General features: G+C 73.3%; 29 protein-coding genes. 5 read left to right on the top strand and 24 right to left on the bottom strand.

The features are described 5' to 3' along the window. Complete coding sequence (locus tag IPM45_01405) at positions 1–558, bottom strand: HAD family hydrolase (GenBank protein ID MBK9178227.1); 558 nt, start codon at positions 556–558, stop codon at positions 1–3. 304 nt (positions 559–862) lie between these two features. On the opposite strand from IPM45_01405, the gene IPM45_01400 reads away from it, so the two are divergent. Then, on the top strand, positions 863–1,636 hold the full coding sequence (locus IPM45_01400; GenBank protein MBK9178226.1) for a crotonase/enoyl-CoA hydratase family protein: 774 nt from the start codon (positions 863–865) through the stop codon (positions 1,634–1,636). 59 nt (positions 1,637–1,695) lie between these two features. On the opposite strand, the gene IPM45_01395 is transcribed toward IPM45_01400, so the two are convergent. The 13 genes from IPM45_01395 to IPM45_01335 all read right to left on the bottom strand — a co-directional run bounded on the left by IPM45_01395 (position 1,696) and on the right by IPM45_01335 (position 12,665). Beyond that, a complete protein-coding gene (locus tag IPM45_01395; protein MBK9178225.1) occupies positions 1,696–2,112 on the bottom strand; it encodes an NUDIX hydrolase in 417 nt (138 codons plus the stop codon). Then, on the bottom strand, positions 2,109–2,588 hold the full coding sequence (locus tag IPM45_01390; GenBank protein ID MBK9178224.1) for a GNAT family N-acetyltransferase: 480 nt from the start codon (positions 2,586–2,588) through the stop codon (positions 2,109–2,111). The genes IPM45_01395 and IPM45_01390 overlap by 4 nt, the downstream gene beginning before the upstream one ends. Beyond that, on the bottom strand, positions 2,588–3,097 hold the full coding sequence (locus IPM45_01385; GenBank protein ID MBK9178223.1) for a hypothetical protein: 510 nt from the start codon (positions 3,095–3,097) through the stop codon (positions 2,588–2,590). The genes IPM45_01390 and IPM45_01385 overlap by 1 nt, the downstream gene beginning before the upstream one ends. Before the next feature lie 61 nt (positions 3,098–3,158). After that, positions 3,159–3,617 (bottom strand): DUF4193 family protein, encoded by a 459-nt coding sequence (locus tag IPM45_01380; GenBank protein ID MBK9178222.1) that lies wholly within the window; start codon positions 3,615–3,617, stop codon positions 3,159–3,161. 97 nt (positions 3,618–3,714) lie between these two features. Continuing rightward, a complete protein-coding gene (locus IPM45_01375) occupies positions 3,715–5,316 on the bottom strand; it encodes an FAD-dependent thymidylate synthase (GenBank protein MBK9178221.1) in 1,602 nt (533 codons plus the stop codon). A gap of 55 nt (positions 5,317–5,371) precedes the next feature. After that, positions 5,372–6,442, bottom strand: coding sequence for a M20 family metallopeptidase (locus tag IPM45_01370; protein MBK9178220.1), 1,071 nt, complete (start codon positions 6,440–6,442; stop codon positions 5,372–5,374). Positions 6,443–6,572: 130 nt separating this feature from the next. Then, the gene (locus IPM45_01365; protein MBK9178219.1) at positions 6,573–7,556 is read right to left on the bottom strand and encodes an alcohol dehydrogenase catalytic domain-containing protein; all 984 of its coding nucleotides are present in this window, start codon (positions 7,554–7,556) and stop codon (positions 6,573–6,575) included. 26 nt (positions 7,557–7,582) lie between these two features. Next, complete coding sequence (locus tag IPM45_01360; protein ID MBK9178218.1) at positions 7,583–8,194, bottom strand: hypothetical protein; 612 nt, start codon at positions 8,192–8,194, stop codon at positions 7,583–7,585. Then, positions 8,191–10,830 (bottom strand): DEAD/DEAH box helicase, encoded by a 2,640-nt coding sequence (locus tag IPM45_01355; protein ID MBK9178217.1) that lies wholly within the window; start codon positions 10,828–10,830, stop codon positions 8,191–8,193. Before IPM45_01355 ends, IPM45_01360 begins: the two co-directional genes overlap by 4 nt. Then, the gene (tatC, locus tag IPM45_01350) at positions 10,827–11,633 is read right to left on the bottom strand and encodes a twin-arginine translocase subunit TatC (GenBank protein MBK9178216.1); all 807 of its coding nucleotides are present in this window, start codon (positions 11,631–11,633) and stop codon (positions 10,827–10,829) included. Before tatC ends, IPM45_01355 begins: the two co-directional genes overlap by 4 nt. 25 nt (positions 11,634–11,658) lie before the next feature. Next, positions 11,659–12,057: a twin-arginine translocase subunit TatB gene (gene tatB, locus IPM45_01345; GenBank protein ID MBK9178215.1), complete on the bottom strand. Its 399-nt coding sequence runs from the start codon at positions 12,055–12,057 to the stop codon at positions 11,659–11,661. Positions 12,058–12,066: 9 nt separating this feature from the next. Continuing rightward, positions 12,067–12,270: a hypothetical protein gene (locus IPM45_01340; protein ID MBK9178214.1), complete on the bottom strand. Its 204-nt coding sequence runs from the start codon at positions 12,268–12,270 to the stop codon at positions 12,067–12,069. A gap of 65 nt (positions 12,271–12,335) precedes the next feature. Next, complete coding sequence (locus IPM45_01335) at positions 12,336–12,665, bottom strand: hypothetical protein (protein ID MBK9178213.1); 330 nt, start codon at positions 12,663–12,665, stop codon at positions 12,336–12,338. Positions 12,666–12,797: 132 nt separating this feature from the next. On the opposite strand from IPM45_01335, the gene IPM45_01330 reads away from it, so the two are divergent. Beyond that, positions 12,798–13,514, top strand: a complete 717-nt coding sequence (locus IPM45_01330) for a glycerophosphodiester phosphodiesterase (GenBank protein ID MBK9178212.1) — start codon at positions 12,798–12,800, stop codon at positions 13,512–13,514. A 13-nt stretch (positions 13,515–13,527) separates the two neighbouring features. Here the strand turns inward: IPM45_01330 and lepB are convergent, their stop codons facing one another. The 3 genes from lepB to pafA all read right to left on the bottom strand — a co-directional run bounded on the left by lepB (position 13,528) and on the right by pafA (position 16,841). After that, complete coding sequence (gene lepB / locus IPM45_01325) at positions 13,528–14,046, bottom strand: signal peptidase I (protein MBK9178211.1); 519 nt, start codon at positions 14,044–14,046, stop codon at positions 13,528–13,530. Positions 14,047–14,357: 311 nt separating this feature from the next. Beyond that, complete coding sequence (locus tag IPM45_01320; GenBank protein MBK9178210.1) at positions 14,358–15,437, bottom strand: DUF3866 family protein; 1,080 nt, start codon at positions 15,435–15,437, stop codon at positions 14,358–14,360. 45 nt (positions 15,438–15,482) lie between these two features. After that, on the bottom strand, positions 15,483–16,841 hold the full coding sequence (gene pafA / locus IPM45_01315) for a Pup--protein ligase (protein ID MBK9178209.1): 1,359 nt from the start codon (positions 16,839–16,841) through the stop codon (positions 15,483–15,485). 102 nt (positions 16,842–16,943) lie between these two features. On the opposite strand from pafA, the gene IPM45_01310 reads away from it, so the two are divergent. Beyond that, entirely contained in the window at positions 16,944–17,264 is a 321-nt protein-coding gene (locus IPM45_01310; protein MBK9178208.1) for a hypothetical protein, read from the top strand. On the opposite strand, the gene prcA is transcribed toward IPM45_01310, so the two are convergent. Both prcA and prcB read right to left on the bottom strand, forming a co-directional pair. Beyond that, positions 17,190–17,945: a proteasome subunit alpha gene (gene prcA / locus IPM45_01305; protein ID MBK9178207.1), complete on the bottom strand. Its 756-nt coding sequence runs from the start codon at positions 17,943–17,945 to the stop codon at positions 17,190–17,192. The two genes, IPM45_01310 and prcA, sit on opposite strands and share 75 nt — an antisense overlap. Beyond that, positions 17,942–18,754, bottom strand: coding sequence for a proteasome subunit beta (gene prcB / locus IPM45_01300; protein MBK9178206.1), 813 nt, complete (start codon positions 18,752–18,754; stop codon positions 17,942–17,944). Before prcB ends, prcA begins: the two co-directional genes overlap by 4 nt. A gap of 96 nt (positions 18,755–18,850) precedes the next feature. Between prcB and IPM45_01295 the strand changes: the two genes are divergently transcribed. Next, entirely contained in the window at positions 18,851–19,222 is a 372-nt protein-coding gene (locus IPM45_01295) for a hypothetical protein (protein ID MBK9178205.1), read from the top strand. A 21-nt stretch (positions 19,223–19,243) separates the two neighbouring features. Here the strand turns inward: IPM45_01295 and IPM45_01290 are convergent, their stop codons facing one another. The 3 genes from IPM45_01290 to arc are packed head-to-tail and all read right to left on the bottom strand — an operon-like array spanning position 19,244 to position 22,731. Continuing rightward, positions 19,244–19,438, bottom strand: a complete 195-nt coding sequence (locus IPM45_01290; GenBank protein MBK9178204.1) for a ubiquitin-like protein Pup — start codon at positions 19,436–19,438, stop codon at positions 19,244–19,246. Between the two features lie 21 nt (positions 19,439–19,459). Next, complete coding sequence (locus IPM45_01285) at positions 19,460–20,950, bottom strand: proteasome accessory factor PafA2 (GenBank protein ID MBK9178203.1); 1,491 nt, start codon at positions 20,948–20,950, stop codon at positions 19,460–19,462. Positions 20,951–20,958: 8 nt separating this feature from the next. After that, positions 20,959–22,731: a proteasome ATPase gene (gene arc, locus IPM45_01280; protein ID MBK9178202.1), complete on the bottom strand. Its 1,773-nt coding sequence runs from the start codon at positions 22,729–22,731 to the stop codon at positions 20,959–20,961. Positions 22,732–22,893: 162 nt separating this feature from the next. Here arc and IPM45_01275 point away from each other — a divergent pair, with 162 nt between their 5' ends. After that, positions 22,894–23,130 carry a ferredoxin gene (locus IPM45_01275; GenBank protein ID MBK9178201.1) on the top strand — a complete coding sequence of 79 codons (237 nt, stop codon included), beginning with the start codon at positions 22,894–22,896 and terminating at the stop codon, positions 23,128–23,130. Positions 23,131–23,217: 87 nt separating this feature from the next. Here the strand turns inward: IPM45_01275 and IPM45_01270 are convergent, their stop codons facing one another. Then, positions 23,218–24,381 carry a MarP family serine protease gene (locus tag IPM45_01270; protein MBK9178200.1) on the bottom strand — a complete coding sequence of 388 codons (1,164 nt, stop codon included), beginning with the start codon at positions 24,379–24,381 and terminating at the stop codon, positions 23,218–23,220. A gap of 22 nt (positions 24,382–24,403) precedes the next feature. Beyond that, complete coding sequence (locus IPM45_01265) at positions 24,404–25,183, bottom strand: tRNA (adenine-N1)-methyltransferase (protein MBK9178199.1); 780 nt, start codon at positions 25,181–25,183, stop codon at positions 24,404–24,406. Between the last annotated feature and the right edge of the window lie 2 nt (positions 25,184–25,185).

Raw genomic sequence — 25,185 nt, 5'->3', positions numbered from 1 at the left:
TCAGCGGAGGAGGTCGAGGGCCTCGCGGGGGTCGGCCAGAACCAGGTCGCCCCCGAGACCGGTGGCCCGCCGGTTCCAGCCCGCCACCCAGAACGGGCAGCCGACGGCTGTCGCGCAGGCCCGATCGTGCTCGGTGTCCCCGACGAACACCACCTCGTCGGGCCCCAGGCCCAGCGCGTCGAGCACGGGTTCCAGCTGCTTCGGCCCGCCGAACGCGTCCGAGAAGAGCGCCACGTCCGGCGTCCAGCCCAGCCGGCGCAGCTCGGCCGAGCCCGAACGCGGGTGCTTGTTCGAGCAGATGGCCCAGCGCTGGAGCGCCGCGAGCAGCTCCTCGACACCCGGGTAGGCGTCGGCGGCGGTGTCGTCGTAGCGGTCGAGGTAGGCCTCCGGGTCGATGCCCAGCCGGGCGCACTCGTCGGCGAGCAGGGCACCGAAGCGAACGGCGTCGCGTGGCACGCCGAGCGCGACGAACGGGGCCACGAGGGCGTCGTCGGAGTCGAGCAGGGTGCCGTCGAGGTCGAACACCGGCACGCAACCGGCGCCCGGCGGACGGCTCACAGGTTGCGGGGCGTCACCGCCGAGCTGCGACTCGCCAGCCCCCGGTACCCACCCGTGGTGCGCTCCTCGTCCCACCGAGCGCAGCAGGAGCGGCAGCGGCACGCGTCCAGGCCGAGCGTGGCCAGGTAGAGCCGCTCGACCTCGTAGGTGCCGCAGAACGGGCAGCGCAGGTGCCCGGAGCCGTCGATCTCGTGCCTCCCAGCGCTCGGCGAGCCTGCAGGCTACCGAGCCGCGCCCCCGTGCCCGCGGGATGGGTGTGCGCCGGCTTGGGCGGGCCGCTCCCCTCTCGCTAGCCTGCGCCGCCATGGTCGACTACGAAGTCCGGGGCAAGGTTGCCCTCATCACCCTCAACCGGCCCGAGGCCCGCAACGCGGTCAACGGTCAGGTCGCCACCGAGATGGAGGCCGCCATCGACCGCCTCGAGGAGGATCCCGGCCTGTGGGTCGGGATCATCACGGCGGTCACGCAGGGCGATCGCCCCGTGTTCTGCGCAGGTGCCGACCTCAAGGCGCTGAACTCCGGGGAGGGCGCCTCCCTCAGCACTGCCAAGGGCGGCTTCGCAGGCTTCGCGTACCGTGAGCGCACCAAGCCGGTGATCGCCGCGATCGACGGGCTGGCCACCGCCGGGGGGTGCGAGATCACGCTGGCCTGCGACCTGGTGGTCGCCTCCACCCGGTCGGCGTTCGGCCTGGCCGAGGTCAAGCGCAACCTGGTCGCCGGGGCCGGCGGGCTGTTCCGCCTGCCCAGGGCGGTGGGTCAGCGGGTCGCCCTGGAGGCGATCCTCACCGGCGAGCCGATCCCCGCCGAACGGGCCTACGCCCTGGGGATGGTGAACCGCCTCACCGAGCCGGGCAAGGCCCTCGACGGGGCCCTGGCCCTCGCCGAGCAGATCTGCCAGTCGGCGCCCCTCGCGGTGTGGGAGAGCCGCAAGGTGGTGCTGGCCGCCGAGACCGGCGACGACGACACCCTGAAGGCGATGACCGACGCAGCCATGGGGGCCGTCCTGGGGTCGGAGGACCTGACCGAGGGCCTGCAGGCGTTCATCGAGAAGCGGCCGCCGCAGTGGAAGGGCCGCTGAGCGATCGGCGCACCACCAGATGATCTGCCGGTGCCGGCCAGTGGGCCGGCACCGTCGCGTCAGGTGAACGTGTCGATCACCCCGTGGTCGTGCAGGAACTCGGCCAACCCCTCCACCAGGGGCCACTCCGCGACCTCGTGGAGGGGCACCCAGGCCACCTCGGCGGCGTCGTCGCCGGCCACGGGCTCCTGGTGGTCGAGGACGGTGACGAGGAAGTCCAGGATCACGAAGTGGTGGTCGGCGGCGATCCGCTCCACCCACCCCAGCAGGGGGCCGCAGACGCCCTCGAGGCTCGTCTCCTCGAGGAGCTCCCGCACCACGGCCTCGGCCAGCGTCTCCCCCGCCTCGACCCTGCCCCCCGGCACCGACCACTCCCCCGCGGCCGGCCCCCGGCCACGCCGAACGAGCAGGAGGCGCTCGTCGTCGACGACCACCGCGCCGACGCACACGAGCGGCTGCGGTGCGTCGCCGCTCACGGTCCCGGCTCCTCGAGCCGGCGGTGCACGACGATCGCTCGGGCCGTGAACCCGAAGGTCTCGAAGAAGTTCTTCGTGTCCCGGTTGCCCGGGAGCGCCAGCCCGTCGATCCCCCGGCAGCCCCGGTCCCGGCACCAGGCGATCACCTCGTCGATCAGGGCCTCCCCCACCCCGACCTCCCGGGCGCCGGGCTCCACGAACAGGTCGTCGATCACCCCGAGCGTCGTGCCGTCCTGCAGCTGCTCGAGGCGGGTGACCGCATAGCCGACGACGGTGCCGTCGATCGTGCCCACCGCCGCCAGCTGGTCGGGGTCGGTGATGGCCGAGGCCAGCGAGCGCTCCACCGGCCTGGCGCGGGCCTCGCGGGCGGCCCAGACGGCGCCACCCCTGGTCGGCGCCAGCTCGGCCCGGCCGGCCTCGGCCAGGGCGGCCAGGCGATCCAGGTCGTCGGGCGTGGCCGGACGAGCCGCCTCCATCAGCTGGCGTGGAGCTGCACGATGCGGGCCAGGATGGTCTTGCGCCCGCGGTGTGCCTCCTCGTACCGCCGCACCGCGTCGAGCTCGGTCGTCGACAGCCCGGCCAGCCGGGGCACGACCTGTGACGCGGCCAGCGAGTCGTAGTCGGGTATGGCCAGCGAGCCGACGGCCACGGCGGCCCGTCCGTTCGGCCGGGACGCCGGCGGGCCGGGCGCGTCGTCGGGCGGGTGTGGCGCGAGAGGCGCCGTGGCCGCCGAGACCGGCGGCGCCGCCGTCACCGCGACCTCGCTCTCCCCGCGGAACCGGGCGAGCCGCTTGTCGATCTCGGCCCTGCCCATCTGCACGGCGAACTGGCCGACGACCTTGGCCATGCCGACCTGGCTCTCGAGCTGGCTGCGGCCCCGCTCCGTCAGGTGCGGGAGCAGCTCACGTGCCTCGAGGGCGAGCCCCAGGGGCGCGAAGACGAGCAGGTCGAGCGCCCGATCGGCAGGGTTGCGCGCGTCGGTCATGCACGGATCATGACCCACGCGGTCGCGGCCGGGCGAGTCCCCGTACGCCCGGGTTCGGCCGTCAGACGCAGTCGCGGCAGAGCATCCGGGTGGGGTCGGCGAGCTGGCTGGGGTGCTTGACGAGGAAGCAGGACTGGCAGACGAACTCCCCGGGGCGTCGCGGTTGGATGCGGTCGGCGCCCTCACCGCGATCGTCGACCTCGGCCTCCTCCTCGTCCTCCTCCTCCTCGTCGGGCGCGGTGACCAGGCGGTCTTTGAGGATGGTGTCCAGGTCGGCCTCGACGTCGTCCGGGTTGAGGATCTCGTCCTCTTCCTCGTCCTCCTCGGCCGCTTCCTCGGTCACTGGGGCGGCGACGACCACGTCTTCTTCGTCCTCGTCGGTGTCGAGGACGACGTCCTCCTCGAACTCGTCGGGCTCCTCGACAAGGTCCTCGAGGTCCTCCTCGTCGATCTCCGTGGCCGTGAGGTCCTCCTCGAACTCGGTCTCGTCGGTGAAGTCGTCGGCGCTCTCGTCAGCCATGTCGTCCTTGCCGGGTGAGCCGGTGGGGCGCGGGATCATACCCACGCCAGGAGGTCCCGTTGCCTCCGTGTGCCGGCAGTCACCGTGGGACGGGTGCTCAGCTGCGCTGACGGCGGGCCTCGGCTCGCCGCTCCGCCTCCAGCCGTTCGAGCTCGGGCTCGGAGTGGTCGACGAACGCCATCGCCGCGGCCAGCGCCCGGTGACCGGCCTGGTCGCCGATCAGCCGGTGCATCTCCTGGGCGATCCGACGGTAGGAGGGGTGGCCCTGCGGGGAGCTGCGCAGCTCGACGAGGTGCATCGCCTCCCGGGCGTTCAGCTGCATCGAGAAGCGCACGCGGTAGGCCAGCGCCACGGCGTACGACGCCTGATCGGGGAACCGCCCCGACAGATCGCCGTAGAGCGCCGCCGACCGGGCCATCGCCTCGTCGAAGCGCTCCGCCTGCCCGGCGGCGTCGACGGCGTCGGGCCGCACGTACCCGTGATGGGGCGTGAGGGGCTGCCACTCGATCGTGAGCATGCGATGACGTTGCAGGTCGCGGAAGGCGCCGTAGTCGGCCAGGACGTCGAAGCGGTACGCGACCCGCTCGAACGCCCGGCCGGGCTTGTGGCGCCGGTTCGTCCGGTCGCCCACGTAGGCCCGCAGCACGGCCAGCCGCTCGTCGGTGGTCATCGCCCGCACCCGGGCCTCGATCTGATGCTCGGGGACGCAGGTGAGGGGGTAGAGGGCGGCCGTCACGACCTTGATCTCGCCGTCGGGATCGAAGTCGACCAGCGCGACGCCAGGGGCCCGCTCCGGCTCGACCGAATCGAAGAGAGCATCGGCTAGCTTGCCCGTGCGCGCACGGGTGTCGGCCAGGTGGCGAGCCCAGGCCCCACCCCGGTCGTCGCGGTCGATGCGCTTCAGGAACGACGGGATCACCTTGCGGAGCTCGGTGAGCATGAGATCGGCGTAGTCGCGGGCCTCCGGCAGCGGGTGGGACCGCATCCGCAGCAGGAGGGCCTCGTAGGCCTGGCCGGAGCCGTAGATCCCGACGTTCGACAGCGAGGCCGCGGGCAGGATGCCCCTCAGCGCGTCGAAGGCCTTGGCCCGGATGGCCTGCCGGTACACGAAGTCGGAGTCGGCAGGCTCCTTGGGGTGGCGGTCCCGCAGCCAGTCGGCCAGGAGCGGCACCAGGTCTGCATAGGTGTCGAACAGACGGTCGAGGTCGCCGACGTAGCGCGTGCCGAGGGGCGAGGCGAGGATCTGCGGGTCGCGGAAGTACCGGTACCGACCGCCGAGCCGGGTGTCGTACGCGATGTAGCGGGTCGACTGCTCCAGGTACGACATCAGCCTGCCCCACTCGAGCACCTTCGTGAGCAGGTTGGACGCCTGCTCGCAGGCCAGGTGGACCCCACCCAGCTGGGCCACCGAGTCGTCGCCGTACTCGAGGAAGACCCGGTCGTAGAGCTCCTCGGCCCGTCGCAGGCCCACCGTGGCGTCGATGCTCACGTCACCGCTGATGTCGAGATCACCGACGAACTCGTCGAGGAAGAGGCGCCGCAGGCTCTTGGGCGACCGGGAGTACCGGGCGAAGAGCGCGCCCTTGACCACCTCGGGCAGGTTGACGAGCGCGAAGACGGGCCCGTCGAGGTTGGTGAAGTACCGCCGGAGGACGTCGCCTTCCTCGTCGCTGAACTCCTCGGCGACGTAGAGCGTCACGACGGCCAGCCTAGGGGCGGCGGCGGCGTGGCCCGGTGACCACGCACCGTGGCCCCTACCGGCCGGCGTCGGACGGGCCCGGCACCGGGGCCTCGAAGCCGGCGCGAACGGCGTCGAGCACGTCGGAGCGGTCCCAGACGTCGACGGCCGTGGCCGCGAGGAGGATCGCACCGTCGATCACCGCCCGGTCGCCCTCGGGTGACGCCGCCCAGCGCGCGAACTCCTCCGAGTGGATCGGCACACCGGCCGGGGCCACCTGGATCATGGGGTGGATCGACGGCACCACCTGGCTCACGTTGCCCATGTCGGTGCTGCCGACCACCTGCTGGGAGGGCGTGGGATCGACCGGGCTCCGCCCCACCAGCGCGCCGTTGGCCGCCCACAGCTGCTGCAGCGCCCGGTTGTCGCGCACCTCCGCGTACGTCTCGTTGACCTCCCGGCACACCAGGCGGCAGCCGGCCGCTTCGGCGCCGGCCTGGAGGCAGGCAACCACCCGCGGCTGGAGCTCGGCCAGCGAGGCGAGCGTCGGCGAGCGCACGTACCAGCTGGTCGAGGCGTGGGCGGGCACGATGTTGGGGCGCTCGCCGCCGGCAACGAAGACGCCGTGCACCCGCTCGTCGGGCCGGATGTGCTGCCGGAGCGCGGCCACGTTGACGTAGCCGAGGACGGCGGCGTCGAGCGCGTTCCGACCCAGGTGCGGGAACGCCGCGGCGTGCGCCGCCCGACCGTGGTAATCGGCCTCGAGCTGGGTGATCGCGACCGACGTCATGGCGGTGAGCTCGGCGTCGGCCGGGTGGACCATCATGGCCACGTCGACCCCGTCGAAGGCGCCGGCCCGCAGCAGCTGCACCTTGCCGCCGCCGCCCTCCTCGGCCGGCGTGCCCAGCACCAGCAGGCGGCCACCCAGCCGGTCGGCCAGCCCCGCCAGGGCCAGCGCCGCCCCCACCCCGGCCGCGCCGATGACGTTGTGACCGCACGCGTGACCCACGCCCGGCAGGGCGTCGTACTCGCACAGCACCGCGACCAGCGGCCCGCGAGTGCCTGCCCGAGCCGCGAACGCGGTCTCGAGCCCGTAGGCGTGGCGCTCGACCTCGAGCCCACCGCCGTCGAGCAGCGAGCACAGCAGGTCGTGCGCGGGTGCTCCTCGTACCCCAGCTCCGGGTGCTGGTGGATCTGGTGCGACACCCCGACGAGCGCCGTCGCCCGCGCGCCGACCGCTCGCACCACCTCGGCCTTCACGGCGTCGAGGCCGGCCATCAGCGGTGGGCCAGGACGATCTTGCCGAGCTGCTCCCCCGCCTCCAGCCGCGCCAGCGCGGCTGCGTACTCGGCCAGGGGCAGCACCTCGTCGACCACCACCGGGAGGCCCTGGGCCACCAGCTCGGTGACCTCGGCGAACTCCTCGTAGGAGCCCATCGACGATCCGATGATCTCGTGCTGTGAGAAGAAGAGGCGTGGGAGGTTCAGCTCCACCTTGGGGCCCGACGTGCCCCCGCACACCACCAGCCGCCCGCCCGGCGCCAGCGCCTTGACCGACTGGCGCCACGTGGCCGGGCCCACGCTCTCGACGACGACATCGGCTCGCACCGGCCAGTCGGCGCCGGAGTCGAAGGCGCCCTCGGCCCCGAGCTCGAGCGCCCGAGCACGCTTCGACTCGGCCCGCGAGGTGGCGAACACGCGGGCGCCCATGGCTCGGCCGAGCACGACGGCTGCGGCCGACACGCCGCTGCCCACCCCCACCACCAGCAGGGTCTCCCCGGCGCGGAGGCGGCCCCGCCGCAGCATGCGCCACGCCGTGAGGGTGGTGAGGGGGAAGGCCGCCGACTCCTCCCACGACCTGCCGGCCGGGCGCGGCAGCACGTTGGCGGCCGGCAGCACCACCAGCTCCCCGTGCCCGCCCCAGCGGTGCTCCCCCAGGATCTCGAAGTGCCGGCAGAGCGGCGACTCGCCCGACAGGCACGACCGGCACGCCCGGCACGAGACGGAGGGGTTCAGCACCACCTCGTCGCCGACGGCGACGCCCTCGACCCCGCTGCCGACCGTGTCCACGATGCCGGCCACGTCACAGCCGGGCACGTGGGGCAGCGGAGGCTTGGGCAGACCGCGCGTGACCCAGAGATCCATGTGGTTCAGGGCGCTGGCCACGACCCGCACCCGCACCTCGCCCGGGCCGGGCTCCGGATCGGCGATCGCCCCCCAGCGGTACGTGCCGGGGGACTCGTCGAGGATCCATGCCTCCATGCCTGCGACCGTAGCCGGGACGCCCGCTAGACGACCACGGTGAGGGCATCCGGCTCGACCCACACGGTCAGGCGCGAGGCCGGACCGATCTCGAGGCCGTCCAGGGCGACGCCCAGCGGGGGGTCGAGCGCGATCTCGAACCGGGCGGCCCGCTGCTCGCGGATCTCCGGGTGCGGCACGTGGGTCGCCGATCGCAGCCGGCGACGGGCGCGCAGCCGATCGCGCAGCGGCGGTGAGCCGTCGAGGAGGTCGAGGAGGCCGTCGGCGGGGTGGGCGCGCGGGGCCACGTCCCAGCGGCCGAGCCACTCCGCGTTCATCACGGCCACGATCCGCCCCCGCAGCCAGGAGCGCCGCGCCACCAGGTGCGCCACGAACCAGTGCGGCCGCTCGTCCACGAGGACTGCTCCCACGTCGACGGTGAGGCGGGTGCCCTCCGGCGAGAACAGGCGCTGCTCGTCCCCCCGGCCACCCAGCGTCCGGCAGAGGTCACCGCCGACGAGGCCCAGGGGCGGCAGGGGCCGGCCTTCGCGCCGGGCCCGCTCGACCACCAGTCGGGCATCGGCGTCCGACGCCACCACCACGCCACCGGGCGGCAGCGGGCCGTGCTCTCCCCAGTCACGCCCCCGTTGGATGGTCATGGTGGGCTCCCGGCCGCGGCCGCGGCCACCGCCACCGCCCCGCTGGCCGACACCACGCCGCGATCGAGGCGTGCCGCGGCCGTGCGGGCGGACGTGGCCGTGGCCGGATCGGGAGCGAGGTCGGCCAGCTGGCGCAGCAGGTCGATCAGCTGGCGGACGTTCCGCACGAAGTCGCCCCCCGACAGGTCCTCGTCCTCCAGCACGTCGTGCAGCCCCTCCCCCGCGGCCCAGCCGTGGGCCAGGGCGCAGAACGTGGGGTCCGGCGGGCGGGTGAGCGGGAGCCCGGCCTCCTCCTCCGCGGCCTGCAGCTCGGCGGCGAGCCCCTCCACCTCCGCCCACCGCCGTCGCACCTCGGGCGAGGGGAACCACGGCGGTGGCGGAGGCTCCGGGCTGCGGTGCTCGTAGGTGAAGCACGAGAGCAGGCCGGCCAGCCCGGCGGGGTCGAGGCCGTCGAAGAGCCCGTGCTCGAGGCACTCGGCCACGAGCAGGTCGCACTCGTGGTAGAGCCGCGCCAGGCGCTCCCCGGCCGGCGTGAGGGCCCAGCCCTCCAGGTAGCCCCAACCCTCGAGGATGCGCAGGACGCGGTCGAAGTGGCGGGCCAGCGACTCCGTCCGCGTGGTGATGCGGTCCCTCAGCTCGCCCACCTCCCGGGCGACCCGTTCGGCCTGGACGCCGGCTCGCACGTGGCGGTCGGCATCCGGGCATCGAGCCACCGGGTGGTCGACCGAGCCACGGCCCCGTGGCCGCCGTCGGTCCGGCACGGCACCCGGTTCGGGCACCGACCGGAGGGCCCGGAGCAGCCGGGCCGCCTCCCGCTGGAACGACGGACGGTGCGGCGCGTACGGGCGCGGCAGGTCGATCTGATCGAACCGGCGCGGGGGCTCGTCGAAGTCGGCGGCGGCGAGCGACACGAGCCGCTGATCGGCCGTGAGCGCACGGAGCCTCGTGGCCCCGCCCCGCCGGGACGCGACCGTCAGGACCACCGCCGGCCGGGCAGGACGCCGGCCCGGCAGCACCAGCACGTCCCCCGGGCGGATCTGCGCGAGGGCCCGCTCGATCAGCCCGCGGGGCGCCCGCTCGGCGGCCGGCCCGGCGGCCTGGCGGAGCAGGCGCCGGTACTCCTCCACGTCGCCGAGCTCGCAGGATGCCTCCTCGCGGAGCCGCACCAGGGTGGCGGCCCGCTGCTCGAGGCGGGCCTCGAGCCGCACGACCTCCCGGTCGGCCTGGTACTGGCCGAACGAGAGGTTCAACAGGTGGTGGGCCAGCTCGGGCGGATAGCGGCGGACGAGGTTGGCGGCCATGTTGTACGTGGGCCGGAACGCGGAGGTGAGGGCGTAGCTGCGGCTGGCGGCCAGGGCGGCCACCTGCCCGAACGGCACGAACGGCGACCACAGCACGACGGCGTACCCGACCTCGTCGATCCCGCGGCGACCGCCCCGCCCGGTGAGCTGGGTGTACTCCCCGGGCTTCAGGAGCTGGTGGCGCTCGCCGCCGAACTTGCTGAGCCGTTCGATCACCACCGCCCGTGCCGGCATGTTCACCCCGAGGGCGAGCGTCTCGGTGGCGAAGACCACCTTCACCAGGCCCTCGACGAAGCAGGCCTCGACGGCCTCCTTGAACGGCGGCACCATGCCGGCGTGGTGCGGGGCGAACCCCGCCTCCAGGGCGGCGAGCCAGCGCCCGTAGCCGAGCACCGCCAGATCGGCGTCGGACAGCCCGCCCAGCCGCTGCTCGACGATCGCCCGGATCCGGGCTCGCTCGGCGTCGGTGGTGAGCCGCAACCCGGAGTCGAGGCAGGTGCGTGCGGCCTCGTCGCACCCCACCCGGCTGAACACGAACGTGATGGCCGGCAGCATCTCCTCGTCGCGGAGGCGCTCGACCACCTCGACGCGCCGGGGCGTGAAGAGCCGACGCCGGGGCCGCCCGCGTGGCCCCGGTCGGCGCTCGCCCTCGGCCTCGAGGCGCTCCAGCTCGGGGTTCGGGCGGCCGTCCACCAGCGTGGGGAGCAGGAGCAGCCGCTCCGACGTCCGGTCGCCGACCGCGCACAGGTGCTGCAGCGGCACCGGACGGTCGTGGGCGACCACGACGGCGGTGGGCCCCCGGACGGTGCTGATCCACCCGGCCAGCTCGTCGGCGTTGGACACGGTCGCCGACAGGCAGACCAGGCGCACCTCGCGCGGGGCGTGGACGATGACCTCCTCCCAGACCGGACCGCGGTAGGCGTCCTGCAGGTAGTGGACCTCGTCCAGGATCACGACGTGGAGGCGCTCCAGTGCCGCCGAGCCCGTGTAGATCATGTTCCGGAGGACCTCGGTGGTCATCACGACCACCGGCGCGTCGCCGTTGATGCTGTTGTCGCCGGTGAGCAGCCCGACGCGCCCGGCCCCGTACCGACGGCCGAAGTCGGCGTACTTCTGGTTCGACAGGGCCTTGATCGGCGTCGTGTAGAACGCTCGGCCGCCCTCGGCCACGGCTCGGGCGACGGCGTACTCGGCCACCAGTGTCTTGCCCGACCCGGTGGGGGCGGCGACCAGCACCGACTCGCCGGCATCGATGGCGTCGAGGGCCCGGCGCTGGAAGGCGTCGAGGGCGAAGCCGTACCCGGCGAGGAACGTCGTGCGGTCGAACCCGCTCACTCGGTCGCCCGGCCGGCGGCCTCGGCCGCCTTGCGCTTGCGACGACGGACCAGACGGCCGATCAGGATCGAGATCTCGTAGAAGAGGTACATGGGGATCGAGAGGCCGAGCAGGCTGTAGGGATCGCCGCTCGGTGTGATCACGGCGACGATGACCACGATGGCGATGATCGCGTAGCGCCGCCAGCTGGCGAGCTGCTCGGGGGTCAGGACGCCGGCCAGCTCGAGGAACACGAGCAGCACGGGGAACAGGAACCCGACCCCGAACGAGACCACCATGAAGACCACGAGGTTCAGGTACCGGTCCGGCGTCAAGAGGGGCTGCAGGTCCCCCCCGATGCCGAGCAGGAAGTCGAGCGCCCGCGGCAGCGTCCAGAAGGCGAGGGCAGCTCCCAGGAGGAACAGCACGATCGACGACACGAGGAACGGGACGGCGTAGCGCTTCTCCTTCGGGTAGAGGCCGGGGGTGACGAAGCGCCAGACCTGCCACAGGACGACGGGGAGGGCGAGGATCAGGCCGCCGTAGCCGGCGATCTTCATCCGCACGGTGAGGCCGTCCATCGGACCGGTGATCACCAGCTGGCATTCGCCGGGCGCGCCGTGGGCGGCCTGGTAGTCGCAGAACGGGCCGGTGAGCAGCTCGAGGATGCGCGGGTAGAGCAGGAAGGCCACCAGCCCGCCGACGGCGATGGCCAGGATCGACCTGATCAGCCGGCTCCGGAGCTCGGCCAGGTGCTCGACGACCGTCATCCGCTCGCCGGCCGGTGCGGCCACGCCCCGGGGGTCGTCGGACCGGGTGCTCATCGCGGTGCCCGGGGGGTGGGGACGCTCACGCGGCCGAGGAGCCGGCCGACCGCCCCTCGTCCTCGGCCGACGTCACGTCGGCCGCCCCGGCCCCGGGCAGGTCGCCGGCCGGCGTCTCGTCGCTGTCCGCCGGTGCCTCGCCGTTCGTCGGGGAGCCGGGCGGGGATGGCGCGGTGGCGGCCTCGTCCGTCGGGATCGGATCGACCGGCGTGGGCGCCACCCGCATGGGCGTGGCCCGCGCCGGTGGCACCTCGACGTCGGAGAGGGCGTCGCGCACCTCGTCCTGGAAACCGCTGCTGATCCGGCGGATCTCGCGCATGAAGCCGCCCATCTTGCGGACCGCCTCCGGCAGCTTGTCCGGACCGAGCACGATCAGGGCCACGACCAGGATGATCAGGATCTCCGGCCCTGACACGTTGAACATCCCGCGATCCTACTGAGGGGCCCGTCGGGCCACGGCGGCGCGCAGGCCCTCGCCGCCCGACCGCAGCACCGCGCTGCGGGCCGCGAGGGGGTCGAGCCGCGCCAGTGCCGCCGTGGCCGAGGCTGCGCCCGCGGCCAGCCGGCGCACCCGGGCCGCCAGGATCACGGAGCCGGCGACCAGCGCCAGCGTGGGCAGCGCCCACAGGACCACCACCGCACCACGGTACCGCCGCCCGGGCCCGACGGCCGGGCGCGACGGAGCCGGGCATCGGAGGGCCGTCAGCGGCCGATCATCGCCTCCAGGCGGGCGAACCACCCCTCGTCGGCCAGCTCGGTGTGGAACTCGAGCAGGTCGTCGTGGCAGATCGGGGGCCCCACGCGGGTCTCGCTCAGCTCGGCCGGCAGGTGCCAGGTGGTCAGGTCGGCCCCGGCCGCGGCCAGCAGGTCGACGACGTGCGGGGCCGCGTCCTTCACCGTCAGGGCGCCACAGCCGGGGCAGCGGAAGACGTACGTGCCCTGTCCCGACTCCGCGCAGACCCGGACCAGCACGTCGGCGCTCGCGAACTCCACGTCGCCGCAGTGGTCGCAGGTCGCTCGAACGGTTGCCATCTCCTCCGCCTCCTGGGCTGCGGTGCACCAGCAACATCGGTCGCGAGCCGAGTGGCCTTGAGGCGGATGGGCCGATCGGCCCACCTGCGGGGTCGGGCTGACCGACCGGTCACGGCGAGCGAGGATGGAGGGGTGGAACAGCAGCGCCTCCCGAGCCTCCGACCCCCGATCGGCTTCGCCCACCGGGGGGCGCGGGCGCACGCCCCCGAGAACACGCTGGAGGGGTTCCGGCTCGCCCTCAGGCTCGGCGCGACCGGCCTGGAGAGCGACGTGTGGCTCACCGCCGACGGGGTGGCCGTCCTCGACCACGACGGCGTGGTCCGCACCGGGATGCGCCGCCGACCCATCGGCAGCGTGAACCGCTCGTCGCTGCCTCCCCACATCCCCGGCCTCGAAGATCTGTACGGTGCCTGCGGGACCGACTTCGAGCTGTCCCTCGACGTGAAGGATCCCGCAGCCGCCCCCGTCGTGGTGGCGGTGGCGATGGCCGCCGGCTCCGACGCACCCGGCCGACTCTGGCTGTGCCACCACGACTGGAACGTGGTGGCGAGCTGGCGATCGCTCGCCGAGGGGGTCCGGCTCGTCGACTCGACCCGGTTGAGCCGCATCAAGGAGGGGCCCGAGCGCCGGGCGGCCCGGCTCGCCGACCTCGGCGTCGACGCCGTGAACCTCCACCACACCGACTGGTCCGGTGGGCTCACGACCCTGTTCCACCGCTTCCAGCGCTACGCGCTGGCGTGGGACCTCCAGCACGAGCCCGTCCTGCGCTCGGTGCTGCGGATGGGCGTCGACGGCGTCTACAGCGACCACGTCGACCGGATGACAGAGGTCCTGGCCCGGCTGGGCTGACCGTGGGGCGCGGCTACAGCAGGCCCAGGTGGGTGGGCGGCCACACGCGCACGAAGGCGCGGCCGACGATGCGGTCCTCGGGGATGGCGCCGAAGAACCTGGAGTCGCGCGAGTCGTCGCGGTTGTCCCCCATCACGAACACGTGCCCCTCGGGCACGGTGACGGGCTCGTCGAGCCCTGCCGTGACGGTGCCCGGGGGCAGGTAGGGCTCCCCGAGCACCCTCCCGTCGATGATCACCTGGTTGTCACGGATCTCGATCGTCTCGCCCGGCAGGGCGATGACCCGCTTGATCAGGTCGCGGACCGATCGGTTCTGCTCGCCCTCGGGTCGCTCGAACACGATGATGTCGCCTCGGTGGACGTCGTGCAGGCGGTAGCTGAGCTTGTTCACCAGCACCCGGTCGCCCACCCGCAGCGTCGGCTCCATCGAAGCCGAGGGGATGAAGAAGGCCTGGAGCAGGAAGGTCTTGACCAGCAGGGCGACGGCCAGCGCCCCGACGATCACCGCCAGCCACTCGACGGCCGATCGCACCCGCTGGTGCCGGCGGTCGCGGTCGACCTCGCCGTCGCCGGCTTCGGCCTCGCCGGCTTCGCCCTCGGCGGGTTCGGCCTCGGCAGGTTCGGGCCCGGCGGTGCCCACTGGGCCGCCTCGGTCGGGTGGGGGCTCGGCCGGCTCGTCGTGCGGTGCCGGTGGCGCCAGGGTCGCCGCCAGCCCGGCGGCCTCGGCCGGACGGGCCGCGGACGGCACGGGGTCGGCGCCGAAGTCACCGAGGTAGCCGCGCGGGCGGGGCTCGCTGGGCGCACCCGGCGGTGACGAGGATCGGGACGGTTCGTCGGGTGCGCTCACTCGGGGTCAGGGTAGTGCAGGGCCCCCGTCGCACCGACGGCGCCCGCCGCCGCCGCACCGACGGCGCCCGCCGCCGCCGCACCCGCCGCCGCCGCCGCGGCGAAGAAGGCGGGGTCGTCGGAGGGGCCCCGGCCCATCGTCGTCACCCGCAGGTCGGCGGCCTCCAGCAGCGCGCCGACCGCCGGCACCTCCACCGTCACGCCACGGTGCCGGTCGAGCAGCCCGCCGCCCCGCAGGTCGTCGAGGATGGGCGCCTCCCAGTCACCGCTCGGTATCGGCAGGTCGACGGCGGCGTGGGCCAGGCGCAGCGCGGTGAGGCTGTGGTGGCTCACCCCACGGTGACGGTCGCGGGGGTCGGCCCCCGACACCCGGAGGCACGCGATGGCGCGACCCCCGAGGGCCGACGCGGTGTCGAGGATCGCCGCCACCTCGACGGCGCTGAAGCCGAGCCTCGATGCCGTGCCCACGACCCCAGGCCCCATCGCGACCACCACTGCATCCGCGCCCACGACGGCACGGGCGGCGGCGAGGGCCGACGCCAGCGACACCGCCTCGTGGTCGCCACCGAAGGCCTGGCCGGCGGTGATCGTCGCGTGGACGAGGCCGGCGCGGCGGCAGTCGGCCACCAGGTCGGAGAGGACCAGCGGCAGGGCGGCGGCGTCGGTCATCACGTACGCCAGCCGCCGGCCGGGAGCCAGCGACCCGAACACGGCTGCCACCACGGCGAGCTGGCTGTGCAGCCCGCAGGCCACCACCGGCAGGCCGTCGAGGTGCCCGGCCTCCCCGAGGAGCTGCGGGTGGTGCTCCTCCACGCTGCCGGTGTCGGTCTGGAGGCTGGTGTAGCGCAGCTTCATGATGTGGCCCGGCCCTCGCCGCTCCCACGCCTGCCGCGACAGGTTCCAGTGCACGACGTGCCAGCCGCCGGTGCCCAGGCCGAGTTCGACCGCGGTGGTGTTCATCACGACGCGGTCCCCCACCGCCACCGGACCGATCAGGTCGGTGAGCACATAGGCCCGCTCCGGCCCCCGCTCGGCCGTCACCTCGACCCGTTGCAGGCCGGGTCGCTCGGCGAGCATCGCCGTGACGGTCCCGGTGCGGAAGGAAGGCACCGCGTGCGACGCCTACAGGCTGGCGATCAGCTTCTCGACCCGCTCGTCGCGGGCCTTGAACGGGTCCTTGCAGAGCACCGTGCGCTGCGCCTGGTCGTTGAGCTTCAGGTGCACCCAGTCGACCGTGTAGTCGCGCTTGCGCTCCTTGGCCCGTCGGATGAACTCGCCCCGGAGCCGGGCGCGGGTGGTCTGCGGCGGGTGCTCGACGGCGTGGTCGATGTCGGCGTCGGTGCACACCCGGTCGACGAGCCCCTTGTGCTGCATCCGGTAGAACAGCCCGCGGTCCCGGTTCACGTCGTGGTACTGCAGGTCGACGAGCGCGACCCGTGGGCTCGACAGCGGCAGGTCGTGGCGGTCGCGGTAGGCCTCGATCAGCTGGTGCTTGATGACCCAGTCGACCTCCCGCGACAGGCTGAGCGGGTCCTTCTCGAGGGCCGTGAGGCAGTGCTCCCACATGCCCAGCGCCTGCTGCTCGAGCGGGCTCAGGCCGCGGGTCTCGGCATAGCGGATCGCGCGGCTGAGGTACTCGCCCTGGATGTCGAGGGCGCTGGCCTCACGACCGTTGGCCAGGCGCACCCGCCTGGTGCAGGTCGTGTCGTGGCTGACCTCACGGATGGCGCGGATCGGGTTCTCGAGGGTGAGGTCGCGCAGCACCACGGCCGGGTCCTCCAGCATGCGCAGCAGGATGCTGGTCGCCCCCACCTTCAGGAACGTGGCGTACTCGCTCATGTTGGAGTCGCCCACGATCACGTGGAGGCGGCGGTAGCGCTCGGCGTCGGCGTGGGGCTCGTCGCGGGTGTTGATGATCGGTCGACTGCGGGTCGTCGCCGACGACACGCCCTCCCAGATGTGCTCGGCCCGCTGGCTGATGCAGTAGATGGCCCCCCGGGCCGTCTGCAGCACCTTCCCCGCCCCGGCGTAGATCTGGCGGCTCACGAAGAACGGGATCAGCACCTCGGCGTAGTGGCTCAGGTCGTCCCGGCGGCTGGTGAGGTAGTTCTCGTGGCAGCCGTAGGAGTTGCCGGCGGAGTCGGTGTTGTTCTTGAACAGGTAGATGACGCCGCGGATCCCCTCCTCCCGCAGGCGGTGCTCGGCGCTGGCCAGGAGCTGCTCGAGGATCCGCTCACCCGCCTTGTCGTGCACGACCAGGTCGTAGATCGAGTCGCACTCCGGGGTGGCGTACTCGGGGTGCGAACCGACGTCGAGGTACAGGCGGGCGCCGTTGGCCAGGAAGACGTTGCTGCTCCGGCCCCAGGAGACCACCCGGCGGAACAGGTAGCGGGCGACCTCGTCCGGGCTCAGGCGCCGCTGCCCCCGGAGCGTGCACGTGACCCCGTACTCGTTCTCGAGGCCGAAGATGCGCCGCTCCATGGGGGGAGCGTACCGACACCCGGCGGTGGTGGAGCGCACCGGGGGGACGCCGGCACCGCTCCCCAGCCGGCCCGCCGGCCGTCGGACGGTAGCCTGCGGCTGATGCTCGAATCCCGGATGGTGCCCGTGGTGCGGGCGCCCGACGCCTTCTCGGCCAAGGTGGCGGCGGCGCGGCTCGGCGCCGAGGGCATCGTGTGGCAGCTCCGCGGCGCGGTCGACGGCCCCTACCCCGTGGGGGCGGTCGACGTCCTGGTGGGTGAGCACGACGCCGAGCTGGCGCGGGCCCTGCTCGGCCCGGTGGAGCCGGACGAGGGCGTGCTGGCCGAGCCGCGCCGCGGGCGGCCCCTGCTAGTCGCGGTTGCCGCCGTCGCCCTCGTCGCCGCCCTGGCCGGCTGCTTCGCCCGCCTCGTCACCCTGCTCTGACCCGCCTCCGAGCAGCTCGACGAGCTCGGCACCCTCGATCCGGCGGAACGCTCGCCGGCCGTCGTGGCGGGCCAGGATCGCGACCTCGAGCTCGCCCGGGCCCAGGGTGCGGTCCGACCCGGCCAGGGCCGCGGCCGCGGCCCGCAGCGCCTGGGCCAGGGTCAGGCCCGGGTGCCAGCCGTCGGCGAGCCGCTGGCCGATGATCTCCGCCTCGCCGCCGAGCGCCGCGAACCCGTCCTCGTCGCCGACGGTGCCGTCGTAGAGGATGTGGAAGAGCTGGTCGTCCGCCGGCTCGCCGCCGACCTCGACGACGAGGATCTCGACCTCCAGGGGCTTCATCTCGTGGGTGAAGATCTGCCCGAGGATCTGGGCGTACTGGTTCGCCAGCGTGCGGGCGTCGACGTCGTCGCGGCTGTACGCGTAGCCCTTGAGGTCGGCGGCCCGCACGCCCGCGACGCGCAGCTGGTCGAACTCGTTGTAGCGGCCGACGCCCGCGAAGGCGATCCGGTCGTAGATCTCGCTGACCTTCCGCAGCGTGCTGCTGGTGTTCTCGGCGACGATCACGATGCCCTCGTCGTAGGAGGCCGCGGCGAGGGCCCGCCCCCGGGCGATGCCCTTGCGGGCGAAGTCGGCCCGGTCCTTCATCACCTGCTCGGGCGCGACGTAGAAGGGCATGGTCATGGCTCGATGCCTCCCGTGGGCTCGGTGCCCCGGAGCCGCTCGACGAGCGCTCGGAACCGCTCGGCCGTCTCGTCGTCGTCGACGCGCTCGAAGCCCGTGTCGGTGATCGTGGCCAGGATGGGGTAGATGCCCCGCACCGGGTCGGGACCGCCGGTGGCGGAGTCCTCGTCGGCCGCCTCGAAGAGGGCCCGCACGCACGCGTCGATGGCCTCCTCGCGGCTCAGGTCCTCTCGGTACTGCAGCTTCAGCACCGTGCCGGCGTGCAGGCTCCCCGAGCCGGTGGCCGTGAAGTCGCGGTCTTCGTAGCGGCCCCCGGTCACGTCGTACTGGAAGATGCGGCCGGTCTGGCGCCGCTGGTCCCATCCGCCGAAGATGGGTATCACGACCAGGCCCTGCAGGGCCGCCGGCAGGTTGCTGCGCACCATCTGGGCCAGCTGGTTGGCCTTGCCCTCCAGGCTCAGCAGCTGCCCCTCGACCTTCTCGTAGTGCTCGAGCTGCAGCTGGAACAGCTTCACCATCTCGAGGGCCGGGCCGGCGGCACCCGCGATGGCCACCCCCGAGTGGCGGTCGGCGGGGAACACCTTCTCCATGGTGCGATGGCTGATGAGGTTGCCCGACGTGGCCCGCCGGTCGCCTGCCATCACCACACCGTGTGCGTACCGGACGGCGACGCACGTGGTGCCGTGGGTGATCGGGAGCTGGCCCGTGCCGGCCGCCAACGGCGGGAAGGGATCGAGCCCCTGGCGCCGGGCCAGGGCGGCGAAGCTGGGACCGGGGTCGTCAGCGGGGTGGAAGAGGGGCATGGGCATCGGGCGCCGAGGCTAGCGCCCGGGGCAGCCGATTCCCGCCCGCTCCCCGAGCGGCGCTCGGCGCGTACGCTGCCCCGGCCGACACCGGGAGGAGCCGTGCACTACGTCCGCATCTGGGCCGACGAAGCCGGGGAGAGCCACCTCGACGACGTCGAGCTGCCCGTGACCGTGCACGACGCCGAGGTGGGGGTGCCCGTGCTGGTCGAGTCGGCCCCGCTCACCGTCGACCGGCTCACGTTCGCCCAAGTGCGGGCCAGCGACCAGCGCCCGGACTGGCACACGGCCCCGCGTCGCCAGCTGGTCGTGTTCCTCACCGGGGTGGTGACCCTCGAGGTGAGCGACGGCACCGTGCGGACGTTGGCCCCCGGGAGCACCGTCCTGGCGGAGGACACCTGGGGTCGGGGGCACGTGACCACCCACGCCCCCGGCGACCAGCGGGTGCTGGTGATCCACCTCGACCCGGGCTGATCCTCCTCGGCCGGCCGAGCCCTACTGGCCGCCCTTCTGGACGTAGGACTTCACGAACTCCTCGGCGTTGTCCTCGAGGACCTCGTCGATCTCGTCGAGGAGGTCGTCCAGCTCGGCCTTGATCTTCTCGCCCTGCTTCGACGGCGCGACCTCGTCCTCGACGACCTCGTCCTGTCGGGCAGGGGCGGTCCTGCGCTTCTGCTCTCGCTCGCTCATGTGGTCGCTCTCCGTCTCGCCCTACGAGGCCAGGCGGTCGAGGAGCTCGGCCGCCGTGTCGCACTCGGCGATCAAGGTACCAACGTGGGCGGCCGTTCCACGGAGCGGTTCCATCATCGGCACCCGGCGCAGGGGCTCGGCGCCGACGTCGAACACGAGAGAGTCCCAGTTGGCGGCCACGATGTCGGCCCCCCACTTCTGGAGGCACGCGCCCCGGAAGTAGGCACGGGTCTCCCGGGGAGGCTCGGTCATGGCCGCCTCCGCCGCCTCCTCGGCGACCAGGCGCTGCATGGGCAGGCGCGCGAACAGCGACCTGGTGGGCCGCAGGTCGTGGTACTGCAGGTCCATGGCGGCCAGCCGGGCGTCGCCCCACGCCAAGCCGTGACGATCGGCGTAGGCGCGCAGCAGCTGGTACTTCGCCACCCAGTCGAGCTGATCGGCCAGCTGCATCGGGTCGGCTTCCAGCGCGGCCAGCACGGCCTCCCAGCGGCGCAGCACGTCGGCCCCCACCTCGGCGCCCACGCTCTCGAGCCCTCGATCCCTGGCGTACTTGGAGGCGTGCTCGAGCAGCTGCCACTGCAGGTCGATGGCGGTCAGGTGCCGGCCGTCGGCCAGCTCGAGGGGCCTGGCCAGGGTGAGGTCGTACGACACCCGGCGGATGGCCTGGACGGGCCGGGCCAGGGCCAGGTCGCCGGGCAGGACGTCGTCCTCGATCATCGACAGCACCAGCGCGGTGGTGCCGACCTTCAGGAGCGTCGCGACCTCGGAGAGGTTGGCGTCGCCCACGATCACGTGCAGGCGCCGGTACTTCTGGGCGTCGCAGTGCGGCTCGTCGCGCGTGTTCACGATGGGCCGCTTGAGGGTGGTCTCCAGGCCGACCTCCTCCTCGAAGAAGTCGGCCCGCTGGGAGAGCTGGAAGGGCACGTCGGCCGACGACAGGCCGGGGGCCTCGCAGCCGACCTTCCCGGCGCCGCACACGAGCTGACGGGTGACGAAGTGGGGCGTGATCTGCTGCACGATCCGGGCGAACGGCACGGCCCGGTCCATCAGGTAGTTCTCGTGGCACCCGTACGAGTTGCCCTTGCCGTCGCTGTTGTTCTTGTAGACGACGAGCTCGGCGCCGGCGGGCAGCACGGCCCGGGCGGCCTCCATGGAGCGCTGCAGGATCCGCTCGGCGGCCCGGTCGTAGAGCACCGCCTGCAGGGCGTCGATGCACTCCGGTGTGCTGAGCTCGGGGTGGGCGTGGTCGACGTAGTAGCGGGCGCCGTTGGTGAGGACGGCGTTGACGAGGTGCGTCTCCACCTCCGGGGCGTACACCTCGTCGACGGGGTTGTAGCCACGGGCGTCGCGGCCCGGCGACTCGTCCTCGAAGTCCCAGCCCACCCTGCGGTTGCGCTCGGCGACGTAGCTGTTGATCAGCACCGAGGACGCGGCCACCGGGTTCGACTCGCCGGCGCCGCGCACGACGATGCCGTACTCGGTCTCGATCCCGCAGACCTTCGTGATGGCCACGCCGGCGCTCAGAGGTACTGCCCGGTGGCCACCCGCTCGATGGACCGGCCGCCGGTGGCCTCCTGCTCGGTGGCGATGAGCGTGCGGACGTAGACGATGCGCTCGCCCTTCTTGCCGGAGATCTTGGCCCAGTCGTCCGGGTTGGTGGTGTTGGGGAGGTCTTCGTGCTCCTTGAACTCCTGGTGGATGGACGCCAGGAGGTCGTCGGTGCCGATGCCCTTGGGGCCACCGGCGAGCACCCGCTTGATCGCCAGCTTCTTGGCCCGCCGGACGATGTTCTCGATCATGGCGCCCGAGGAGAAGTCCTTGAAGTACATGACCTCCTTGTCGCCGTTCTGGTACGTGACCTCGAGGAACCGGTTCCGGTCGTCGGTCGTGTACATCTCGGCGACCGTCCGCTCGATCATGACGTCGATCGCCCGCTGGCGGTCACCGCCGCCGAGCGAGGTCACTTCCGACGCGGCGAGGGGCAGGTCGGTCGTGAGGTAGCGGCCGAAGATCTGGGTGGCCGCGCCCTCGTCGGGACGCTCGATCTTGATCTTCACGTCGAGCCGCCCCGGCCGCAGGATGGCGGGGTCGATCAGGTCCTCACGGTTCGAGGCGCCGATCACGATCACGTTGCGGAGCGTCTCGACCCCGTCGATCTCGGCGAGCAGCTGCGGGACGATCGTGCTCTCCATGTCGGACGAGATGCCCGTGCCGCGGGTGCGGAACATCGAGTCCATCTCGTCGAAGAAGACGATGACCGGCCAGCCCTCCTCGCTCTTCTCGCGGGCCCGCTGGAACACCAGGCGGATCTGGCGCTCGGTCTCGCCCACGTACTTGTTGAGCAGCTCCGGGCCCTTGATGTTCAAGAAGTAGCTCCGGGCCTGCTCGTCGCCGGTGGCCTCGGCCACCTTCCTGGCCAGGGAGTTGGCGACGGCCTTGGCGATCAGGGTCTTGCCGCACCCGGGCGGCCCGTACAGCAGGATCCCCTTGGGCGCGGGGAGCCGGTGCTCCGCGAACAGGTCCGGATGCAGGAACGGCAGCTCGACCGCGTCGGCGATCTGCTCGATCTGCCCGTCGAGGCCGCCCACGTCGGCGTAGGTGACGTCGGGCACCTCCTCGAGCACCAGCTCCTCGACCTCCGGGCGGGGCAGGCGCTCCAGCAGGAGGCCGGAGCGGGCGTCCATGAGGAGCGTGTCGCCGGAGCGGAGCTTCTGGTCGCGCAGGCTCTCGGCCAGCTCCACCACCCGCTCCTCGTCGGCCCGGCCGACGACCATGGCCCGGTCGCCGCCGTCCAGGACCTCCTTGAGGGTCACGACCTCACCCGCGCGCTCGGGGCCCCGGGCCAGCACGACGTTGAGCGAGTCGTTGAGCACGACCTCCTGGCCCCGGACCAGCGCCTCGTCGTCGAGGTCGGGGTGCGTCGACACCCTCATCTTGCGCCCACCGGACAGGACGTCGGCGGTGCCGTCGTCGTTGCGGCCGAGGAACGTGCCGTACGCCGACGGGGGCTGGGTGAGCTTGTCGACCTCCTCGCGGAGGGTGGCGATGTGATCGCGCGCCTCGCGGAGCGTGTACGAGAGCTTCTCGTTCTGCGACACGGCCTGGGCCAGCTGGCCCTTGGTCTCCAGGAGCCGCTCTTCGAGGGTGCGGACGCGCTTGGGGGCCTCCTGCAGCTTGCGCCGCAGCGAGATGACCTCCTCCTCGAGGGCCTTGGCGTGCTCGCGGAGTTCCTCGATCTCGCCCTCGTAGGCCGCAAGCCGGCGTTCGAACTCGGGCTCGTTGACGGCAACCACCTCCTCCGCCCCCTCTCCGGCGGACGATACACCGCACCCCTCGGGATCCCGTGCACCCGGGTGGTTTCTTTTCCCGGCCGAGACCGTGTAAATTGCGACCTGCGGGGCGCCGTCTCGGGAGCCCCGGGACCGCACCGTCAACGAAGGAAGGCGACGCCACCGATGAAGGTCTGGATCGATCAGGATCTCTGCACGGGCGACGGCCTCTGCGAGGAGATCGCCCCCGACGTGTTCACGCTCCTCGACGACGGCCTCGCCTACGTCAAGGAGGGTGGCAAGGTGTTCAGCGACCCGGGCGGCGCCGAGGGCCTGGCCGCCATCCCCGACGGCCAGCTGGACGCGGTGATCGAGGCCGCCGAGGAGTGCCCGGGCGAGTGCATCTTCATCGAGGCCGGCTGAGTCGTCCGCCCACCCGCTGATCAGAGGGGCCCGGCCGGGCCCCTCTGGCGCGTCCGGGGCCGGTGCCTCGCCGGGCGATCCTCCAGGTCAGGCCAGGCACGGGCCGGTGTCGACCGGCCCGTCGAGGGGGCCGTCGAGCACGGCCTGCAGCTCGGACACGGTGAGGGCGTAGGCGACGTCGGAGCGGTCAGGGGCGATGGCGAACGCCATCCCCACCACCTGGCCGCTGGGGTCGATCAGCGGGGCCCCCGAATCGCCCGGCCGGAGGGCGGCGGCCAGGAAGTACACGTCGCGTGTCGTCGTCCGGCGGTCGTAGAGGTCCTTGCCCACCGCCCGCAGCTGGCGGGCGATCTCGTAGGGGGCCAGGCGCAGGTCGCCGCCACCCGGGTGCCCGAACACGGCCCCACGGTCGCCGATCTGGGCGTCGGCCAGCCCGAGCGGCTGCTCGTCGAGCCCCGGCACCGACAGCACGGCGACGTCACGCTCGGGGTCGAAGGCGACGACGGTGCCCGCCACCCGGCGACCGTCGAGCGTGAGCACCGTCGTGTCGTCCTCGCCCGCCACGACGTGCGCGTTGGTCATCACCAGGTCGGAGCCCACCGCGAAGCCGCTCCCCTGCTGCACCCGCCGGCAGGCATCGCCCTCCACCTTCACCGTCGACTCGGCGACCCTGCCGGCCAGCTCGACCCCCAGGCCGCTGCTCGCCGGGGGCGGGCCGAGGTCGGGTGCGGCCTGGAGCCCGCTGAGCACCTGGGGGAACTGGTCCGCGCCCACCAGCCGCCGGAGGGCCTGGAGCGTGTCGGGCGGCTCGGGCAGGGCGTCGTGGAGCGCACGGGCGATCACCGACGTGCGGGCCTGCCGGGCCGGCCACTCCGGCACGGCCGCCATCGCCGGGAGCAGGAGCCACACGGCGAGGAGCACGCCGACCACTGCGGCCGCTCCCCCGGCGACCCGATCGGTGTGCCGGGCCCCCGGGCCCGGCAGCTCCTGCTGGATCCGCGAGCCGACCAGCAACCCGAGCGCCTGGCCCACCAGCCCGCTGCCCACCAGGACGCCGGCGGCCACGAAGAAGAGCTCGGCCTGGCCGGCGTCGGGCATGGCCCGCAGCAGGGGTGGCAGGAGACGGGCGCCGAGCAGCAGGCCGAGCCCCAGGCCCACCCACGAGGTGATGCGGGTGAGGAAGCCGAGCCGGTAGCCACCGATGCCGGCGGACACCACCACGAGCAGGATCACCACGTCGAGGACGTTCATGGCCGTGGTCGAACCTGCCCGCTCACAGGTCGCCGCCGAGGAGGCGCGCCCGGGTGAGGAAGCCGGTGTGGGCGACCATCCGGTGGTCGGGCCGGACGGACTGGCCCTCGATGTGCCACGACCGCTGCAGCACCTCGATCGTCTCGGCCTCGGCGAAGGGGCTGCGCGCCAGCGCCTCACGCAGCGAGGCGGCCTGGCCGATCGTCGGGGTGTAGGCCACCAGCAGCCCGCCGGCGTGCAGCGCCTCGGCGGCCGGCCCGACCACCTGCCACGGCTCGGGGAGGTCGAGCACGACCCGGTCCAGGCCGGCTTCCGCGATGCCCTGGTAGCAGTCGCGGATCTCGACCCGGTACCGGGCCAGGGCACCCTCGCCCAGGAACGCGACCACGTTGTCGCGGGCTCGCGCCGCGAAGTCGTCCCGCACCTCGTAGCCGACCACCTCGGCGCCGGCGCGCAGCAGCGTCATCGACAGGGCCCCCGAGCCCACGCCCGACTCGAGGATCCGCGCCCCGGGGAACACATCGGCCAGGATCAGCAGCGGGCCCAGGTCCTTCGGGTAGATCACCTGCGCCCCCCGGGGCATCTTCAGCACGAAGTCGGCGAGGGTCGGGCGGAACGCGGTGAAGCGCGCGCCCCGGGTCGACCGCACCACCGTGCCCTCGACCTGGCCCAGCAGCTCGTCGTGGGCCACGACCCCTGCGTGCGAGTGGAACGCACCTTCGGGCTCGAGGGTGACGAGGTAGCGCCGGTGCTTGGCGTCGACCAGGAGCACCCGCTCACCCGGCCGGAACAGGCGGCTCACCG

The sequence above is a fragment of the Acidimicrobiales bacterium genome (assembly GCA_016716005.1).
Classification (GTDB): domain Bacteria; phylum Actinomycetota; class Acidimicrobiia; order Acidimicrobiales; family JADJXE01; genus JADJXE01.
This window is presented reverse-complemented; position numbering and strand designations above follow the sequence as displayed.

Bases quoted from the DNA above. Each gene is read 5' to 3' on its own strand.
- IPM45_01390 (MBK9178224.1), bottom strand. From the start codon at position 2,588: ATGGAGGCGGCTCGTCCGGCCACGCCCGACGACCTGGATCGCCTGGCC.
- IPM45_01385 (MBK9178223.1), bottom strand. From the start codon at position 3,097: ATGACCGACGCGCGCAACCCTGCCGATCGGGCGCTCGACCTGCTCGTC.
- IPM45_01320 (MBK9178210.1), bottom strand. From the start codon at position 15,437: ATGCTCGCCGAGCGACCCGGCCTGCAACGGGTCGAGGTGACGGCCGAG.
- IPM45_01335 (MBK9178213.1), bottom strand. From the start codon at position 12,665: ATGGCAACCGTTCGAGCGACCTGCGACCACTGCGGCGACGTGGAGTTC.
- prcB (MBK9178206.1), bottom strand. From the start codon at position 18,754: ATGCCCATGCCCCTCTTCCACCCCGCTGACGACCCCGGTCCCAGCTTC.
- IPM45_01365 (MBK9178219.1), bottom strand. From the start codon at position 7,556: ATGGAGGCATGGATCCTCGACGAGTCCCCCGGCACGTACCGCTGGGGG.
- IPM45_01380 (MBK9178222.1), bottom strand. From the start codon at position 3,617: ATGGCTGACGAGAGCGCCGACGACTTCACCGACGAGACCGAGTTCGAG.
- IPM45_01400 (MBK9178226.1), top strand. From the start codon at position 863: ATGGTCGACTACGAAGTCCGGGGCAAGGTTGCCCTCATCACCCTCAAC.
- IPM45_01270 (MBK9178200.1), bottom strand. From the start codon at position 24,381: ATGAACGTCCTCGACGTGGTGATCCTGCTCGTGGTGGTGTCCGCCGGC.
- IPM45_01275 (MBK9178201.1), top strand. From the start codon at position 22,894: ATGAAGGTCTGGATCGATCAGGATCTCTGCACGGGCGACGGCCTCTGC.
- prcA (MBK9178207.1), bottom strand. From the start codon at position 17,945: ATGACCATGCCCTTCTACGTCGCGCCCGAGCAGGTGATGAAGGACCGG.
- IPM45_01290 (MBK9178204.1), bottom strand. From the start codon at position 19,438: ATGAGCGAGCGAGAGCAGAAGCGCAGGACCGCCCCTGCCCGACAGGAC.
- IPM45_01310 (MBK9178208.1), top strand. From the start codon at position 16,944: ATGCTCGAATCCCGGATGGTGCCCGTGGTGCGGGCGCCCGACGCCTTC.
- tatB (MBK9178215.1), bottom strand. From the start codon at position 12,057: ATGTTCAACGTGTCAGGGCCGGAGATCCTGATCATCCTGGTCGTGGCC.
- IPM45_01360 (MBK9178218.1), bottom strand. From the start codon at position 8,194: ATGACCATCCAACGGGGGCGTGACTGGGGAGAGCACGGCCCGCTGCCG.
- tatC (MBK9178216.1), bottom strand. From the start codon at position 11,633: ATGAGCACCCGGTCCGACGACCCCCGGGGCGTGGCCGCACCGGCCGGC.
- pafA (MBK9178209.1), bottom strand. From the start codon at position 16,841: ATGGAGCGGCGCATCTTCGGCCTCGAGAACGAGTACGGGGTCACGTGC.